At 60.9% G+C, this 16188-nt stretch carries 11 protein-coding genes; 5 read left to right on the forward strand and 6 right to left on the reverse strand.

Annotated features, from left to right (window positions below; genetic code table 11):
* From PV407_RS05765 to PV407_RS05780, 4 genes are all read right to left on the reverse strand, one after another.
* Positions 1–2340 carry a hypothetical protein gene (locus tag PV407_RS05765; protein ID WP_332088938.1) on the reverse strand — a complete coding sequence of 780 codons (2340 nt, stop codon included), beginning with the start codon at positions 2338–2340 and terminating at the stop codon, positions 1–3.
* Entirely contained in the window at positions 2337–3782 is a 1446-nt protein-coding gene (locus PV407_RS05770; protein ID WP_332088939.1) for a N,N-dimethylformamidase beta subunit family domain-containing protein, read from the reverse strand. Before PV407_RS05770 ends, PV407_RS05765 begins: the two co-directional genes overlap by 4 nt.
* 172 nt (positions 3783–3954) lie before the next feature.
* The gene (hprK, locus tag PV407_RS05775) at positions 3955–4887 is read right to left on the reverse strand and encodes an HPr(Ser) kinase/phosphatase (protein ID WP_332088940.1); all 933 of its coding nucleotides are present in this window, start codon (positions 4885–4887) and stop codon (positions 3955–3957) included.
* A 198-nt stretch (positions 4888–5085) separates the two neighbouring features.
* A complete protein-coding gene (locus PV407_RS05780) occupies positions 5086–6405 on the reverse strand; it encodes an ABC transporter substrate-binding protein (RefSeq protein WP_332088941.1) in 1320 nt (439 codons plus the stop codon).
* A gap of 590 nt (positions 6406–6995) precedes the next feature.
* On the opposite strand from PV407_RS05780, the gene serS reads away from it, so the two are divergent.
* From serS to PV407_RS05800, 4 genes are all read left to right on the forward strand, one after another.
* Positions 6996–8279: a serine--tRNA ligase gene (serS, locus tag PV407_RS05785; protein WP_332088942.1), complete on the forward strand. Its 1284-nt coding sequence runs from the start codon at positions 6996–6998 to the stop codon at positions 8277–8279.
* A 265-nt stretch (positions 8280–8544) separates the two neighbouring features.
* Positions 8545–9303: an amidohydrolase family protein gene (locus PV407_RS05790; RefSeq protein ID WP_332088943.1), complete on the forward strand. Its 759-nt coding sequence runs from the start codon at positions 8545–8547 to the stop codon at positions 9301–9303.
* A gap of 129 nt (positions 9304–9432) precedes the next feature.
* On the forward strand, positions 9433–10683 hold the full coding sequence (locus tag PV407_RS05795; RefSeq protein ID WP_332088944.1) for an aminotransferase class III-fold pyridoxal phosphate-dependent enzyme: 1251 nt from the start codon (positions 9433–9435) through the stop codon (positions 10681–10683).
* Between the two features lie 17 nt (positions 10684–10700).
* Positions 10701–11591 carry an amidohydrolase family protein gene (locus tag PV407_RS05800; protein WP_332088945.1) on the forward strand — a complete coding sequence of 297 codons (891 nt, stop codon included), beginning with the start codon at positions 10701–10703 and terminating at the stop codon, positions 11589–11591.
* Positions 11592–11662: 71 nt separating this feature from the next.
* Here the strand turns inward: PV407_RS05800 and PV407_RS05805 are convergent, their stop codons facing one another.
* Together PV407_RS05805 and PV407_RS05810 are read right to left on the reverse strand one after the other, a co-directional pair.
* Positions 11663–13015: an extracellular solute-binding protein gene (locus tag PV407_RS05805; protein ID WP_332088946.1), complete on the reverse strand. Its 1353-nt coding sequence runs from the start codon at positions 13013–13015 to the stop codon at positions 11663–11665.
* A gap of 595 nt (positions 13016–13610) precedes the next feature.
* Positions 13611–14687: a GNAT family N-acetyltransferase gene (locus PV407_RS05810; protein WP_332088947.1), complete on the reverse strand. Its 1077-nt coding sequence runs from the start codon at positions 14685–14687 to the stop codon at positions 13611–13613.
* Positions 14688–14998: 311 nt separating this feature from the next.
* Here PV407_RS05810 and alr point away from each other — a divergent pair, with 311 nt between their 5' ends.
* Positions 14999–16153 (forward strand): alanine racemase, encoded by a 1155-nt coding sequence (gene alr, locus PV407_RS05815; protein ID WP_332088948.1) that lies wholly within the window; start codon positions 14999–15001, stop codon positions 16151–16153.
* The last annotated feature ends 35 nt before the right edge of the window (positions 16154–16188 follow it).

The following is a 16188-nucleotide window of genomic DNA, read 5'->3' on the forward strand; positions in this document are numbered from 1 at the left end:
TTAGAGTAAGCTTCCGTCAACCTCCGTCAAATCCGTATAATAGCCGAGGACGGCCCCGACGACTTGCTCCGGGGTTACGCCGTCTTGACGGAGAGCGCCCAGCCCGGCAAACGTTTCGATCACGTTCCCTGTAACCGCTTGCACATAAAAGACCGCGCTCTTGAACAAATGGCGCCAATCGAGCGACAGCGCTTCGTTCGGTTTTAGGTTCGCCGCATCCGATACTTCGAGTCTGGAATTGGAAATCCATCTGACGATCGTAACGTTTGACGTTCCGTCGCCGCCTTTCAGGCTGCCGATCGTCGACGGATAGTTGAATTTCGTTTTGTACAGTTTGCCGTCAAGCCTGCGAATGTATTGCCCTTTGGCTACAGTCGTCGTAACGCCCGGCCCCGGCGGCGGCTCGATAAGCATGCTCGACTCCGGCGTGTTCTTCTCCAAAATCATGCCTCTGGATAACGGGTATGCCGAGTTGCTATCGATATCGGACAAGTCATAGACCGGGTAATACGGTTTGACGCCGGGAGCGCAGCTGATCTCGTTGCCTTTTATTTTGAAATCGGCGTTGGAGGCGTGCGAACGGTTTAGCGTCTTGATCGTCATCTTCATATTGTCGGAATCGGCCGCGTACGCCTCGTACTGCTGGAACAGGTTGCCTCGAATGAGCACCTGGGATACGTTCCGGTTGACCCAGATCGGCAATCTCGTATTTTTGAACACGTTGCCTTCGATCGTGACTTGCTTGATCCGGTTCGCGCTGCCCGTATCCATATGCAGCGCTATCCCGTTTCCTCCGCAATTCACAATCGTATTTTGCCGGATGTCGATCCCGGTCGCTTCCACGTTGATGTAAAGCTTGATGCCGGCATCGCCCGAATACAGGCTGTCCGAGACGGTTCTCGTCTTGTACTCGATATAGTTGTCCTGAATGATTACGTTTCGGATCGGCGTAGTCTGCACCCATGTCGGCGTCTGCAGCTTGAAGTCGATGCCGGCGTTCGGCTCCGAATGGCCTTGCCGCATATCGTTAATCCGGATGCTGTTGCCGGATATTTTAACGGGTCCGAAATGTCCGGCCGGCAAGCTCATCGGCCATAAAAAGATCCCTTTGTTCGACGACTCGATCGTATTGTTGTATACGTTGCAGCCGTAGCCGCCCGGCTCCAAAATTATCAAGCCGTTATCGTATGAGGTGGAAGGGGTTACGATGATGCCGTTTGTAAAACCGAGGCATATGTTATCGTTGCAGTGCGTATTGTGGCCTTGAAATTCGATGCACGTTTCCGGCGTGAACGTCGTTCTGTTCTGACTGTAAAATAAATTGTTTTCGATATGATTGTTTTCGCCGGCAATCCAAAACGCGGAAATATCGAACCAGCCGAGCGGGAAACGGCTGAAATCGTAGACGATCTCGCAGTTTCGGAACGTGCTGTTGCTGACGTCTCCGCGAAACACCCATACTCCGTTCGCAATGACCTTCAAGTCGTCCAGCAAATAGTTGCGGCCTTCTCCGCCGTTGAAAAAGGTGCGGTGACTCGTCCATGCCTCGGAGCCGGTGACGACATTGTCGACGTTGCAATCGAGCGTCAGCTGCTTGAACGCGATATTTTGCAGCACATGGTTCGGAACCGGATGCGTGAACAATTCGCCCCAATTTCCCGTGGAGCCGTGAATTTTCAAAATCGATAAATCGCGGTGCACGCCCTGCACGGTTACGTTCGACTTTAAAAGGATCGTCCGTTTCGTCGCGACGACATGGAAAGTTCCTTGCGGAATGACGAGATAGCCTCCGTTTACGGAGTCCAGGTAGTTTAAACAGCTTTGGATGTAAGGCGCATTGTCCGGGATCGATTCGCTGCCGCCGAATTGCTTCAAATGGATCGTGTTGTCCTTGACGATGAGCTTCGCCTGCAGTCCGCCCGGCAAGTTGTGAATCGAACCGCCGTCTTCGGCCAAGCCGGCGCTGCGCTCGATGCTGTATACCGCACCGCCGCCGTCATTGCGCTCATAGTAGCCGAGCGTGACGACGACTCCTCCTTCCGTCGGGTCGTCCATGCTTTTCATCGCCGCGACATGATCGACGAATACCGCTCTCTTCGCCAACTGCGCCGTAATTCCGTCCGCATATTCCCGCACCACTTCTTCCGCGACCCGGCGAATGCCCGCCGCGTTGCCGTTACCGTCGCCGCCGGCCGCGCTGCCGTAAACGTTGTTCGTCACCGCGCCGTTGCCGAGCGCGCTCCCCCCGCCAAGCCATGTGCCCGCAACCGCCGCGGCGCCTGCCGCCCCGAGCGTCAGCAGCTTTCTTCTGCTTAACGGATCGCCCATCTCTCGCTTCATGGCGTTTCCTCCTTGCCTTGCCCGGTTTGCCGTCCGATGCACCTTGCAAGCAAATTTCGCGTGATTTGCCGAACGCGCGGATCGGGTCCCTGTACGCGTCCGAAAACGCCCTTGGCCGGGATATGTCCGGGCGGACTGCTAAGCCCTTGCGCCCACCAGATCGTGCCGGCGTTAAATACCCAGTTGCCCTTCGGCCCGGGATAAATGACGGCGGCATGCTTCCCGTCCCCGACCCTCGGACTGGCGTGCTTCTGCTTGGAAGACGGAGCCGTTACGCCGGTCAACTCGCTGTGCGCGAGCAGCTCCAAGCCTTCGATCGCCTTGAACGGCGCCCCGTGGTATTCCCAGCCGACCAAGCCCGGAATGCTGTCCCCCTCCTTCATGCCGGTGCCCTCGAACACCCAATGATCCGGGTTCGCGACGGTCCAGTCGCCGTAGCCGGGGCCGAATGTCGTCGCCCCCATCAGCTCGTATTCGTCCAAAAACCGCTGCTTCCGGGCAAAAGCGCGGAACGGCGCCCCCGTGAGCCCGTTGTCGTACGGAATGACATCGTGATTGATCGAATTTCCGCTCAAAAACAGCAGGCTGACCCCGGCATCCCGGGCCGCGGCGGCATTGTCGAACATCGCGCGCGTCCAGTATTCGTCGTGCCCGACCGAAACGAATACTTTGCAGTTGCCGAGCAAGCCCGGATCCAGATGCAGATCGAGGTTCGAGCAGTACGTCACGTCGTAGCCTTCCGCCTCGAGCCAGAAAGCGAGCGGAAATTCCCACAAGAGGAACGATCCCGAGCCGCAGGACAGCGGCGAGTCGACGATTTGGCAATATTTCGCGTACGGCCGGTCGAAGCTCACCCTGACGTTGGGCCCCATATACCAAAGGTCCAGCGTCCCGTCGTCATAAATCGAGTTCATGCCCGGCCATTTGTTATACGCCTGCCACGTCAGATCGCTCACTTGAACGAGCACGTCCGTTTTGCGCCGTTCCTTCACGACGAAGACGATATAGCTTTGGGCGCGGGAGGACGTTTGCCGCGTCAGCTTGACCAAATAGACGCCGCTTGCCCAGTCGCCCGGTATTTGCAGCGTCGCGGCCGGCCGCCAGCTGCATTCCCGCAGCCGTTCGACCGTCTCCATCGGGACCGGCTGCGGTTCTCCGTCGAAGGTGCCGAGACAGCCCATATGCCTGCCGCCGGTCCCGCCGTAATAGCCGAGCCGGTAAACGTCCATCGTAAACCGGCACGCCGGCTCGACGCTGACCATCAGGTCGATCGCCTCCCCCGGGTATACGCTGGTGCGGGAGGCGTATCCTTCAATCGCCCGGGAGCGAAGGCCGCCGATGAGCGACGTTTGCACCGTTTCGGCGGAATCGAACCGAAACCGCGTCATTTGCCAATCAAGCGTGCCCGGCTTTTTATTTTCCTCTGCCGTTGCATGAGGCATCGAAGACCCACTCCTATGCTCGGATGAACTTTTTTCATTTCCATCATAATCACTGGGGGAGCGCGGATGAATGCTTGAATGTTCGGCCGGATTTGTTATTTTGTTCGAACGCGAAAAAACGCAAACAAACCGTTCCGCATAGGGCGAAACGGTTGGTGGGCGATGCATGCGGTCAAGGCTTCTGCTGCTGAACGGACGCCTCGATCCGCTGCATGAATTCCTCGGCGGCGCTGTACCCTTGCAGCCGCAAATACCAGTTGTTGGCCGCCGCCTCGACGAGACCGGCCACGTCGCGGCCCGGCTGCAGCGAGATTTGGATGTGGGGGATTTGCACGTCCATGTATGTCGTGAACTTCGGCTCCACGTCGAGCTCGTTGTACAGCTCGTTTTCTTTCCATTGGGTCAGCTCGATATCGAGCACGATCCGGGTTTCGTCCTGAAACGCGCCCCGCCCGTAAATGCGGGCGACGTTGATCAGGCCGACGCTGCGCAGCGCGAGAAATTCTTTCGTCTTGCCGTCGTGCGTGCCGAGTATCGTTTCCGGGCTCAGCTTCTTCAGTACGACGGCGTCGTCGGCGACGAGACGGTGCCCGCGGCGAATGAGCGTCAGCGCCGTCTCGCTTTTGCCGACGCCGGACTTGCCGCGCAGCAGGATGCCGATTCCGGCGACGTTGACGCATACGCCGTGCACTTGAATTTCCGGCGCCAGCGATTTCGTCAAAAACGCGTCGACCATGCCGATCCATTTCGTCGTCGGCTCCGGCGTCCGCAGCAGCGGGATGCCTTCCTTCTCGCAGTGCGTGATCAAGTAGCGGAGTCCCTCGATTTCCTGGTTCCAGGTGACGACGAAGCAGGGCGGATGGTACTGCACGACGTGGCCGATGCGCGCGTCCCGCTCCTCTTCGGTTTGCTTATGCAAGTACGTAATTTCTTTGCGGCCCAGCACCTGTACGCGCTGCTGCGGGAAAAAATCGAAATAGCCGACGAACTCGAGCCCCGGCCGGTGCACCCGGGATTTGCTGATCGTGCGGTGCAGCTCGGTATGGCCGGCCAATATTTCCAGATGGAAGCGATTGACCAAATCTTGAACCGTGATCGATTTCATGGCAGTCGCCGGCACCTCTTTCTTTCGATAAGTGACTATCTCTCATTATGGCGCGCTTCGCCCGGCTTTCGCAAGCGGTTTTCGCGGCGCCTCTTGCCGATATTATGACATTATGCCCGACGGCGCGAAATTCGGAAGCATTCGGCCGTAAAAAAATAACCGCCGGACGCAACGGGACGCCGACGGTTCGCTGACGATTTATTTTTTCTTCCCCTGAAGCATAGTCTGGATCTCCTTGTTCGCCGACTCGTTGGCGTCCCGAAGCGCCGTATTGATGTCCTTCGTTCCTTTCTGGACGTCCGCCAACGCTTTGTTGAATTCGTTCATCGCCAGCTGATCGTAGATCGTCATTTTATATTTGGGAGCGGGCTTTGCCTTGAGGATCGCCTGAACGTTTTTGCCTTTCAGCACGCTTAAATTTGCTCCGAAGCTTTTATCGATCTCGGGGTCGACCAATGCCGACAGCACCCCGTTCTTGACCAGCTCCAGCTGCGGCTCTTTCGTAAGCAAATAGGAGACGACCTGGAACGCGGCATCCTTATGTTTGCTGACGCTCGAGATGTGCAAATTGTGCGAATCGACCTGAAACGCATGCTCCGGCGTTCCGGCAAAGTAAGGCATCGTCGCCATATCCCAGTTTATCGTTTCCCCCTTCGCCTCCATATCGGCGATCCACGCAGGCACGTCCCCGTAAAAAGGCCACATCGCCAAATTTTTGTCTTTCAAAAACCAGTCTCTTCCCCAGCCGCCGGCCGTCGTGTTATTGCCCGGCACTTTGCTCACGTCGAGCACCAATTGATACACTTTTTTGAATCCGTCGGTATTCAGCAAGGCGGAATTCGTTTTCGCATCGACGTACGGCAGCGACAATTGACTCGCGTGATCGGTACTTCCGCTCAAAGCGAGGCCTCGGTAGGCTATGCCGCCTTCCGTTCTGGACAAGCTGCGGGACAATTCGATCGCACCGTCCCAAGTCATGCCGTCTTTTGGATAGGAAACGCCGAATTTGTCGAAAATGTCTTTGTTGTAGTAGAGAACCGAATAGTTCATCCAAAACGGGAGGCCGAACACCTCGCCCTTTTCTCCCCATATTTTGATCGCGTCCATCACGCTCGGCTTAAGCTTGCCGGTATCGAAGCCATGCTTTTTCATCATTTCGTTCATATCGTAAGCAAGTCCCAGATCGATGAACTCGCCGAGCCATGGAGTGCTCGTATAAAAGAAATCCGGAAACTGGCCCGCCGCCAGCAGCTCGGCAGGGTTTGTCCCGTTTCCTCTTCGTACGATTTCGAACGTGATGTGCGGAAATTTCTTTTGGGCGGGAGCGATGATGAATTGTTGAATCCATTCGTCCGTTTGACTGAGAGACATATAAAAGCGCAGCTTGACAGGCTCCGTCTGTTTCGCGTTTTCGGGGGAAATGTCGGAGGACGGCTGGGTGCCCGCGCCGCCCGAGCAGCCGGCGAGCGCCGTGGACAGCAGGGCGACATTCCAAATCGCCGCTCTTTTCTTCATCATGCGTGATCCCTCCCATAAAGAACTGGCATACAAGATAGCGCTTACATTCAATGAAGCCGCAACCTGGTTCAACCGGATTCAGCACCTCTCCTTTCGCTTCTCGCCCGTTTGCAAGGGAGCCTCTTGCATTGTTATCGTTTCATGCCGTTTCGAGAAAAGGAAACCCCTTAACCGGACCAAGAGTATGGCGATTATCCCTGTATTTGTCAGCCGATGCTTCCAGCATAGCAGAACGGAGCCCGTCCCGCCCTTCCATGCATCGACTTCCGCTAGCACGATTCCGACTTTTCCGGCGGTCTCGTCGCGGCGATTGGCGGGCGGCGATTGCCGTTTGACAGACGGAGCCGGCTTGCGCTATACTACTGCTCAACTACATATGCGCATTATGCCGATGAAGAGCATCCAACTCGGAGGCGTTTGCGATCGGGATCGTCTCGCATCCTCTAAGCATACCGGCCACCGCCCCGTTACCGCGGAACCAAGCGGACCGGATTTCCGGTCAAATTGGGTGGCACCGCGGGTTCAAAGCGCTCCTCGTCCCAAAGACGACGGGCGCTTTTTGTCATTTTCGGGAAAAGGATGTGGAACGGATGCTGGACATTCGGTTTATTCAAGAAAACGAGGAGCTGCTGCGGCTGACGGCCGAGCGAAAACGGCTGCCGGACCCGCTGGACGACCTGCTGCAAACGGACAAGGAGCGGAAGCGGCTGCTCGCGGAGGTCGAACGGCTGCGCCGCGAGCGAAACCGGCTTTCGGCGCAGGTGCCCGCGCTCCTGCGCGCCGGGGAGCGGGACGAGGCCGACCGGCTGAAAGCGGAGGCGAAGCGGATCGGGAATGCGCTCGCGGAGGCGGAGCCGCGGCTCGAGAAGCTGGACGGCCGCTTCCGCGAGCTGATGCTGCTCGTCCCGAACGTCGTCTCGCCCGATACGCCGATCGGCGCGTCGGACGCGGACAACGTGGAAATCCGGCGCGTCGGCTCGCCTCCCGACTTCGCGTTCGAGCCGCAGGATCATGTGGCGCTCGGCGAGTCGCTCGGCTTGATCGATATCGCGCGGGGCGTGAAGACGGCCGGAAGCCGCAACTACTATTTGCTCGGCGCCGGGCTGCATCTGCACCGGGCCGTGCAGCAGCTTGCCGTCGACCGGCTCGCGGCGAAAGGCTTCACGGTCATGGACGTGCCGCTGCTCGTGCGCGAGGAGGCGCTGACCGGCGCGGGATTTTTCCCCGGCGGCCGGGAGCAAACGTTCGAGCTGCCCGCGGACGGCAAATGGCTCGTCGGCACGTCGGAGGCGTCGCTCGTCTCCTACTATGCCGGCGAAATCGTCGACGTCTCGCGGCCGATCCGGCTCGCCGCCGTATCCGGCTGCTTTCGCCGCGAGATCGGCTCGGCCGGCCGGGACGTGCGCGGCTTGTACCGCGTCCACCAGTTCGCCAAAGTCGAGCAGGTCGTGCTGTGCCGCGGCGAAGCGGAGGAATCGGAGCGGATGCTGCAGGACATTACGCGAAACGCCGAAGAGCTGCTCGGGCTGCTGGAACTGCCGTACCGGGTCGTCGCCGTCTGCACCGGCGACATGGGGCAAAAAAATTACAAGCAATACGATATCGAAACGTGGATGCCGAGCCGGCAAAGCTACGGGGAAACTCACTCGTCGTCGAATTTGCACGACTTTCAGGCACGGCGCGCCGGCATCCGCTACCGCGACGAAGACGGCAAGCTCCGCTACTGCCATACGCTGAACAATACGGCGATCGCTTCGCCGCGCATTCTCATCCCGCTGCTCGAAAACCATCAGCGCGAGGACGGCTCGATATATATCCCGCCCGCCCTGCGACCGTACATGTACGGGATGGAGGCGATCGGACCGCAGCGTTGAGGGGCGAACGTCGGGCGGCGGCCGCGGCGAGCGAAGGGAGCCGCATTCGCGGGGCGAGCGCGGTTCGGGCCGGTCTCTCGAATCACATATTGCAGGCCGGGGAGCATTCGCTCTTCGGCCTCTTTTTATCGTCGCATTCGTGAAATTTTTATATTGTAAACAACGGGATGCGGCGGTATACTGGTATCGTTGATATGGTATAGGTAAGGTACATATACCATTATTACTTTTCAATGCAATCGTCAATCGACTGGGGGAATGCCGTTTGGACTGGATCGACGCGCATGTGCATTTGCAGGGAGCGGACTTGCATCCGCTTACGCTATCCGAAGGCGACCGGCTCGGAGTGAAACGGTTCGTCTGCTCGACCGTCGTCGGCATCGGGTATTACCCGACGTTCGACCAGGTGCGCGAATCGAACGATCATTTGCATGCCGTTATGCGCCGCCATCCCGAAAGAGTTTCCGCTTACTGCTACGTCAATCCGCGCCACGGCGCCAAGGCGCTGGACGATTTCCGCCGCCGCCTCGAGGACCAGGGCATGATCGGCCTCAAGCTGTGGGTCGCCACGCTGTGCGACGATCCGCTCGTCTATCCGTTCGTCGAGCGGGCGATCGAATACCGCGCGCCGATTCTTATTCACGCGTGGCGCAAGACGGTCGGGCAGCTTCCCTACGAATCGACCGCGACCCATGTCGCGAACTTGGCGCGCCGTTATCCGGAAGCGCGCATCCTAATGGCGCATATGGCCGGACAGGTCGAAAGCGCGGTCCATGCGATCGCTCCGTATCCGAACGTTTACACGGATACGTCCGGGACGCCGATCGGCGGCGCGGAGGTGAGCATTGCGGTGCGCCGACTCGGCGCGGAGCGGGTCATCTTCGGCTCCGACCTGTACGGCGCCTGCTTGGCGAGCAACATCGGCAAAGTGATGGGGGCCGGCCTTTCCGCGGACGAATTCGAGCTCGTCATGGGCGGCAATATGGCGCGGCTGCTGGAAGAAGTGTCGACGCGGCCGCGCTAATTTCCGGAACGGCCGTCCAAGAAACGATACGTAGAGCCTGACCGTCTGAACGAAAGAATGATCGGGAAAAACCACCCGATAAGTTGTTTCGCTGAACATGACATTCGGATGAATACCGGGGGGAGAAACATGCAGGACGTACAGGCAACGCAGTCCGAGCGCTGGACGAAGCGGCTGAACGAATCGATACCGGGCGGATCGAGCACGGGCTCGAAAGCGCCGCTGTATGCGCCGGAGGAGCCCGGGGTGATCGTGCGCGGCAAAGGATGCCGCGTATGGGACGCCGACGGCCGCGACTATATCGACTTCCGCAACGGACTCGGTCCGGTTACGCTCGGCTACGGGTTTCCCGCGGTCGACGAGGCGATACGCCGGCAGTTGGACAACGGCATCGTCTACGGGCACCCGCATACGCTCGAAGCCGAAGTCGCGGAGCTGTGTCGCGAGCTGATCCCGTGCGCGGAGCAGGTGCGCTTTCTGAAAACCGGGGGCGAGGCGATCGCCGCCGCCATCAAGATCGCCCGCGCCTACACGGGCCGCGACCATGTCGTGCAAATCGGCTACAACGGCTGGCTGAACGCCAGCGCCGTCGGCGGCGCCGAGCTGCCGGGCCGCACCGCCCGCACGCTGCCGGGCGTTCCCGCGGCGGTGAGCGCGCTCCACCATGCCTGCCGGTGGAACGACATTCCCGCGCTGGAGCGGCTGCTGGACGAATACGCCGGCCAAATCGCGGCCGTCGTCGTCGCCGCCGACTACGCCGGGATGGAAGCCGGACGCGCGTTTTACCCCGCCCTGCGGTCGCTCGCCGACAAGCACGGAACGCTGCTGCTGTTCGACGAAATCGTGACCGGCTTCCGCGTCGCGATCGGCGGGGTGCAGCAATATTTCGGCGTAACGCCCGACTTGGCCGTTTTCAGCAAAGGGATCGCGAACGGGATGCCGCTGTCGGTCTACGCCGGGCGGAAAGAAGTCATGTCGTGCTGCGGACCGGGCAAAGCGGTCGTTTCTTCGACGTTCGGCGGCGAAACGCTGTCGCTCGCCGCGGCGAAGGCGTGCATGGAAACGTACCGAAGCCGCGACGTCGTCGGCTTTCTATGGAAGCAGGGCGAAACGATGTGGAGCGGCCTGAACCGGCTGCTCGAGGCCAAGCAAATCCCGATCGCGCTTCGCGGCTTTTGGCCGTGCCCGGCTTTCGGCGCGAAGGAAGGCGGCGCCGGAGCTTCGCTGCCGCGCTTTTTCCGGCTCGCCTACAAGCACGGCGTCTCGATGTATAACGTATCGTACGTCAATTTCAGCCACGCGGACGACGATATCGCCGAGGCGTTGAACCGGCTGGAACGCGCCTGCGACGACTATAACGCCGCGGAATCGATCGGCTAAGACCAGGAGGTAACGACATGACCGCCAGAAACGAAAAAGCGAAGCCGGACGCGGCTTCGGAGCCGGTTCGGACGAATGCGAATGCGGTAGAGTCCCCGGCGACAAAACGAATGCTCGCGCCGTTTGCCGCGGAGCGGGCCGTCGACTTGACCGCGTTTATCGGCCAATGGCCGTTCAGACTGCCCGTCCGCGCTTCCGCGGGCGATTTGTCGGCCATGGCCGACCGGCTCGGGCTCGGCGCGCTGTGCGTCAGCCATATCGCCTCCATCTTCGGCTTCGATACGCGAACCGGCAACGAGGAGCTGCTGCGCGAAACGGCCGGCGACGAACGGCTGCTTCCGTTCGCCATCGTCAACCCGGCGGAAGCCGGCTGGGAACGGGAGCTCGACTGGGCGGCCGGCGCCGGGGCGCGCGGAATTCGGCTCGTGCCGGGCTACCACCGGTACGGGCTCGCGGAAGCCGCAGCGGCCGGGCTCGTCGACCGGCTCGCCCGGTACGGGCTGCCGCTGCACCTATGCGTCCGGCTCGAGGACGAGCGGCTCGTCCATCCGCGCTATCCGGTCGTACCGGTCCCGTTCCACGAAGTGGCGGAGCTGCTTCGCCGCGCGGGCGAGCTTCCCGTCATTTTGAGCGGCCTGCGGGCTTCGGAATGGAAAAGCGTCGCGGAGCATTTGAACGACGGCGAGCAAGCCGACCGCGTTTTGCTCGATCTTTGGTTCGCGAACGGTCCGATCGGCGTCGTCGCCTCGCTTTGCCGCGGCAATGCCTGGACCCGGTTCGGCTACGGCTCCTGCGCGCCGATCCAGGTGCCGGAAGCGACGGCGCTGCAGCTGGCCGCCGCCGACATAGCGCCCGAGCGGCGCGCCGCCTTGTGCCGCGGCAACGCCGCGGCGCTGCTCGGCCTATAGCCGGCCTATAAGCAACGTGAAACGCCCCGTTCCGCCTTCAGGCGGGAACGGGGCGTTGCCGTTTGATTGCGTCAAAACCGTTCCGCGATCGCCCGGGCGTCCTCGAGACCGAGCCAAAACAAGCTCATGTCGACCATCAAATCGGACTGGTCGATTTGCTCGTCGATCAGCTCGTGCAAAAAGAAATTGTTGTCGATCAAGCCGTCCCCGATATTGAGGGCGCGCAAGTAATCGGGCGAATGGACGCCGGCATTGACCGTATCCAGAACGGACAAAAACGGCGTCCTCCCGGACAGCAGCCGCTGCATGCCGTCCTCCAGCGCCATGCCGACGAATGCCAGCGAAAGCTTCGGATCGGCGCAATCGCTCGGCACCATCAGCAAATTCGCCTGCATCAGCGTCGCTTTCGTCTCCCCGAACGGAAGCGGCGCGATCATCGGCGCGAAGTCGATCCCCCGCTCCTGCCAGGTCGACATTTCGAACAAAGTCGTCAATGTCATCGCCGCTTTGCCGTAAATAAACGGATTGGTCAAGTTTTTGCTGTCCGTGTACACGGTCGCGATCCGTTTCCGGTGCAGCCAATCCTGCAGCCGCTCCAGCGCCTGCGCGATCGCGCGCCGGTTGTCCGGCCCGTCCGGCTTCATGCCGTTTTGCAGGGCGAACACGAGCCAGCGGCTCAGCGACGGATGCAGGCTGAAGCCGAACCGGTCGATGCGGCCGGCGGATACGGAAGTGAGCCGTTCGGCCGCGGCGGCGAAATCGTCCGCCCGCCAGTCGGAACCGGGCGCCGGGACGCCCGCCGCGGCGAACAGCTCGGGATTGTACGCGAGGCAAAGCGGCGAAAAGGTGACCGGTACGGCCCGGACGGCCGGTCCGGAGCCTAACGGGCGGCGCAGCGGCGGGTACAGTCCCCGGACCGATTCGCCGACGGCCGGCGTCAGGTCGGCGAACGCGCTTCGATCGTCCATCTGCGAAAGCTGCCCTTCGCCGAGCAGCACGATATCCGGCGTAAAGCCCAATCGGCCGCTTTGCAGCAGCGATTCGACGTACGTATCGTTCGGCAGGCTCAGCACGTGGATGTCCACGTGCGGATATTTGCGCCGAAAAGCGTCGCACAGCAGCGGCAAGCCGTTGTCCACGAAGTAGGCCGGAAACGGCGCGACGATCCGCAGCTTTTTGCGGTCGGCGTCGCCGATCGCCACGTCGGCGGGAACGAACGTGCCGAGCCCGACCTTTTTCACGACGAGTCCTTCCTTGTGCAGCTCGTCCAGCGCCTTCCGCACGGAGTTGCGGCTCAGCCCGTAATGCCTGCACAGCTCGTTTTCCGGCGCCAAATAGTCGCCTGGCTTGATGAGGCCGGTCAATATTTGATCTTTCAACGTTTTGTACAACCGTACATACAAAAAATCGCTCGCTCTGCGCATATGGCGGACCGCTCTCCTTTTTCGCGTCGCGTTCGGTACGGGACGGGGCGCGTACCTATCATTATACGGGTTTTTCCGCCAAGTTCCAGAATGCTCCGACCCCCGGGACAATCGCAAATGAAGCGGCCATTCGCGGCATTACCCGCGTTCGTTCACTCCGGCGTACCTCTCTCGTACCTCGTACCCCGTACCTCGCACCTCGTACCTCGTACATCGTACCTCGCACCCCGTACCACGTACCACGTACCACGTACATCGTACCTCGCACCCCGTACCTCGCACCCCGTACATCGTACCTCCCATCCGGCCAACCGACTCGAATATAACCGGAATTCCTCCCGCTATTTCGTCTCTAAATGGAAGCCGGGTCGAACAAACGGGAAAAGCTCCCGGTAAATCGGCGTCGAATCGGCAAAAAGCGCGGTCCGGGCGAAGTTAACGGGAGGTTTTCCTTCTAATGAAGCTATCCGCGCGAAAACCGAAAATTTAACGGGATGTTTTCCCGTCCCTTTGATTTTTCAGTTGCCAAAGCACGGTACGTCCCGTCCATCGCGCCTGCCCTGGCGTCCGCCGGCTGCCGCTTTTCGGCGTCCGCTCACCGCTCCTCCGGAGCGTCGCCCGACCGCCGCGGGCTTTCCCCGTACGTTCCGGCGAACGCCTCCGCCAGCTCGATCGCCTTCTCCTTGTTCGCGACCAACACGTCGACCTGATCCTGCTCCATATCGACGATCGAGGCTCCCGAGAACAAGGCGATAAAGTGCAAGTAGCGAATCGGCTTCGCCAGCCCGATCGCCCACGAAAACCGCGCCATTTCCCAGGCGAGACGCGAAGGCGTGACGCGAATGCCGTTTTGCGCGAATATCCGTTCGTCCGCTTCGTCGGCGTCGTCCAAAGCTTCCTCCTTCGCCTCCGCGGCGAAAGATTCGAAGAAACGCTCCGCCTTGCGCTCGATGTTCGCGATATACGCTTCCGATTCCACGTTCGCGAGCAAATCGTCGTACAGCTCGATCCCCTCGTATTCGACCCGGAAGCAGCGCTCCGTACCGGTCCAATCCGCATACAGCTCCGAGCCGAGCACCTTCTCCATCGCCTGCTCCGGCGTCGCTCCTTCGCGCAGCAAGCTTTTCGCGTACTCGGTCAGCTGCTGCGACACGTCCCAATCGGCGTAAAACTTCGCTTCCTCCTCGGGCGTCATTTCTTTGACCGCTTCCGGGTCGCCGAGCCATTTCGCGTACATGTAGCGGTCGCCGCCGTCGACGACCCGCCGGTCGTGCACCGAATAGCCCGCGCTTTCGCACAGCCGCCGCGCCGCCGTTTGCTCCGCCGTCGTATCCAGATGGAGCAGCACGCAGCCGCGCGCCTTCGCCCGTTCCTCCAGCTTATCGAGCATGCGGCGTCCGTAGCCGCGGCGCTGCAGCGCGGGCGCGACCCGCAGCCGCTTGATTTCGGCCGTATCGTTCGACGTCGGGCGGAAAGCGCCCATTGCCACGATATCGCCGTCCTCCTCGCCGACCCAACACTCGCCGCCGCTCCCCGCAAAGGCCGCCTCGATATCGCGCAAATCGTCGTCCCGCGGCCCGCCGTCTTTATTGGCGCCCGCTTCCCGCAAGGCGAGCTCGTCCAGCTTCAGCACCCCATCGTAATCCGTCTGCCGGTATGGTCGCAGTTCCAATCGCATATCCCTCGTTTCTCGTGTCTTGTTTGCGTATGTTCCGATCGGTTCGTGGAAACAAATAGGCTAGTAGAATGATACCTCGAATCGCCGTCAAAAGAAAGCGAGCCGTTCGAAGCCGGTCCGGGCGAAAAAATAAAGACGGCGGAACGGGCAAGCGTCCGCCGGTCCGAAGCGAAGCTACCTCCGAACGTACGGTTGTGGCGGCCGACAAACGCCCGCCCCGTTTTTCGTTTCGCCGGACGAAGACGGCGGCCGCCCCCCTGCCCTATACTGCTCGTATACGATATTTTACGCTGCGGGAGATTGCAATGGACGAACCTACGACCGGCGTTGCGCCGTCGATCGGATACCGCCATACTTGGGCGGACATCGATTTGGCGGCGATTGCGCACAATGCGAGGCTGTTCAAAACGAATATGACGGGCCGCACCGCCCTGATGGCCGTCGTCAAGGCGAACGGCTACGGCCACGGCGCCGTCCGGACGGCGCGCGCCGCCCTCGCCGCCGGCGCCGATCGGCTCGGCGTCGCCATCGTCGACGAGGCGCTGCAGCTTCGCGACGCCGGCATTGCGCAGCCGGTGCTCGTGCTCGGCTATACGCCGCCCGAATCGGTTCGTGCGGCCGTCGAGCGCGACGTCGGGCTGACCGTTTTTACCGGCGACGTCCTGGATGCGGTCGTCCATTGGACGGAGCGGCTGCGGAAGCGGGCAATCGTTCACTTGAAAATCGACACCGGGATGAACCGGATCGGCGTGTCGGATCCGGACGACGCGCTGCGGCTCGCCCGCAAAGCGGCTTCGTCCCGTCTCGTCGCGCTGGAAGGGATGTTCACCCATTTCGCCGATGCGGACGGCCGCGATCCGGATTATACGGAGCGGCAGTTCGGGGCGTTTCTCGAAATCGCGCGCCGGCTTGAAGCGAACGGAATCGACGTGCCGGTCAAGCATTGCTGCAACAGCGCGGCGACGATGCGCTATCCGCATATGCATCTGGACATGGTGCGCGTCGGAATCGCGCTGTACGGGCTTTATCCGTCCGAGCACGCGAGATTGCCGCAATATCCGCTGCGCCCCGCTTTCGCCCTGAAATCGAAAATCGCCTACGTCAAGCGTACGGCTCCCGGCCAACCGGTCGGCTACGGCTGCGCCTTCGTGCCGGAGCGCGAAAGCCGGATCGCCACCGTTCCGATCGGCTACGCGGACGGCTTGTCCCGCCGGCTGTCCGGCCGGGGAAGCGCCCTTGTCCGCGGCGCGCGCGTTCCGTACGCCGGCAACGTGTGCATGGACCAAACGATGCTGGACGTCACCGACGTCCCGGGCGTCCGCGCCGGCGACGAAGTCGTCCTGATCGGCCGCTCGAAAGACGACTGCGTCACGGCGGACGACATCGCCGCGCTGCTCGGCACGATCAATTACGAGGTCGTCTGCGCCGTCGGCAGCCGCGTTCCCCGCGTTTACAAATAAGCCGATCTTGCCTTGTCGCTTCGGCGAAACCTCGC

The organism is Paenibacillus sp. GYB003, from assembly GCF_036577625.1.
In the GTDB taxonomy this organism is placed as follows: Bacteria; Bacillota; Bacilli; order Paenibacillales; family NBRC-103111; genus Paenibacillus_AB.

Excerpts from the sequence above, each read along its gene's own strand:
- serS (WP_332088942.1), top strand. The coding sequence starts at position 6,996 with ATGCTGGACATTCGGTTTATTCAAGAAAACGAGGAGCTGCTGCGGCTG.
- PV407_RS05780 (WP_332088941.1), bottom strand. The coding sequence starts at position 6,405 with ATGATGAAGAAAAGAGCGGCGATTTGGAATGTCGCCCTGCTGTCCACG.
- PV407_RS05805 (WP_332088946.1), bottom strand. The coding sequence starts at position 13,015 with ATGCGCAGAGCGAGCGATTTTTTGTATGTACGGTTGTACAAAACGTTG.
- PV407_RS05795 (WP_332088944.1), top strand. The coding sequence starts at position 9,433 with ATGCAGGACGTACAGGCAACGCAGTCCGAGCGCTGGACGAAGCGGCTG.
- PV407_RS05800 (WP_332088945.1), top strand. The coding sequence starts at position 10,701 with ATGACCGCCAGAAACGAAAAAGCGAAGCCGGACGCGGCTTCGGAGCCG.
- hprK (WP_332088940.1), bottom strand. The coding sequence starts at position 4,887 with ATGAAATCGATCACGGTTCAAGATTTGGTCAATCGCTTCCATCTGGAA.
- PV407_RS05765 (WP_332088938.1), bottom strand. The coding sequence starts at position 2,340 with ATGAAGCGAGAGATGGGCGATCCGTTAAGCAGAAGAAAGCTGCTGACG.
- alr (WP_332088948.1), top strand. The coding sequence starts at position 14,999 with ATGGACGAACCTACGACCGGCGTTGCGCCGTCGATCGGATACCGCCAT.
- PV407_RS05770 (WP_332088939.1), bottom strand. The coding sequence starts at position 3,782 with ATGCCTCATGCAACGGCAGAGGAAAATAAAAAGCCGGGCACGCTTGAT.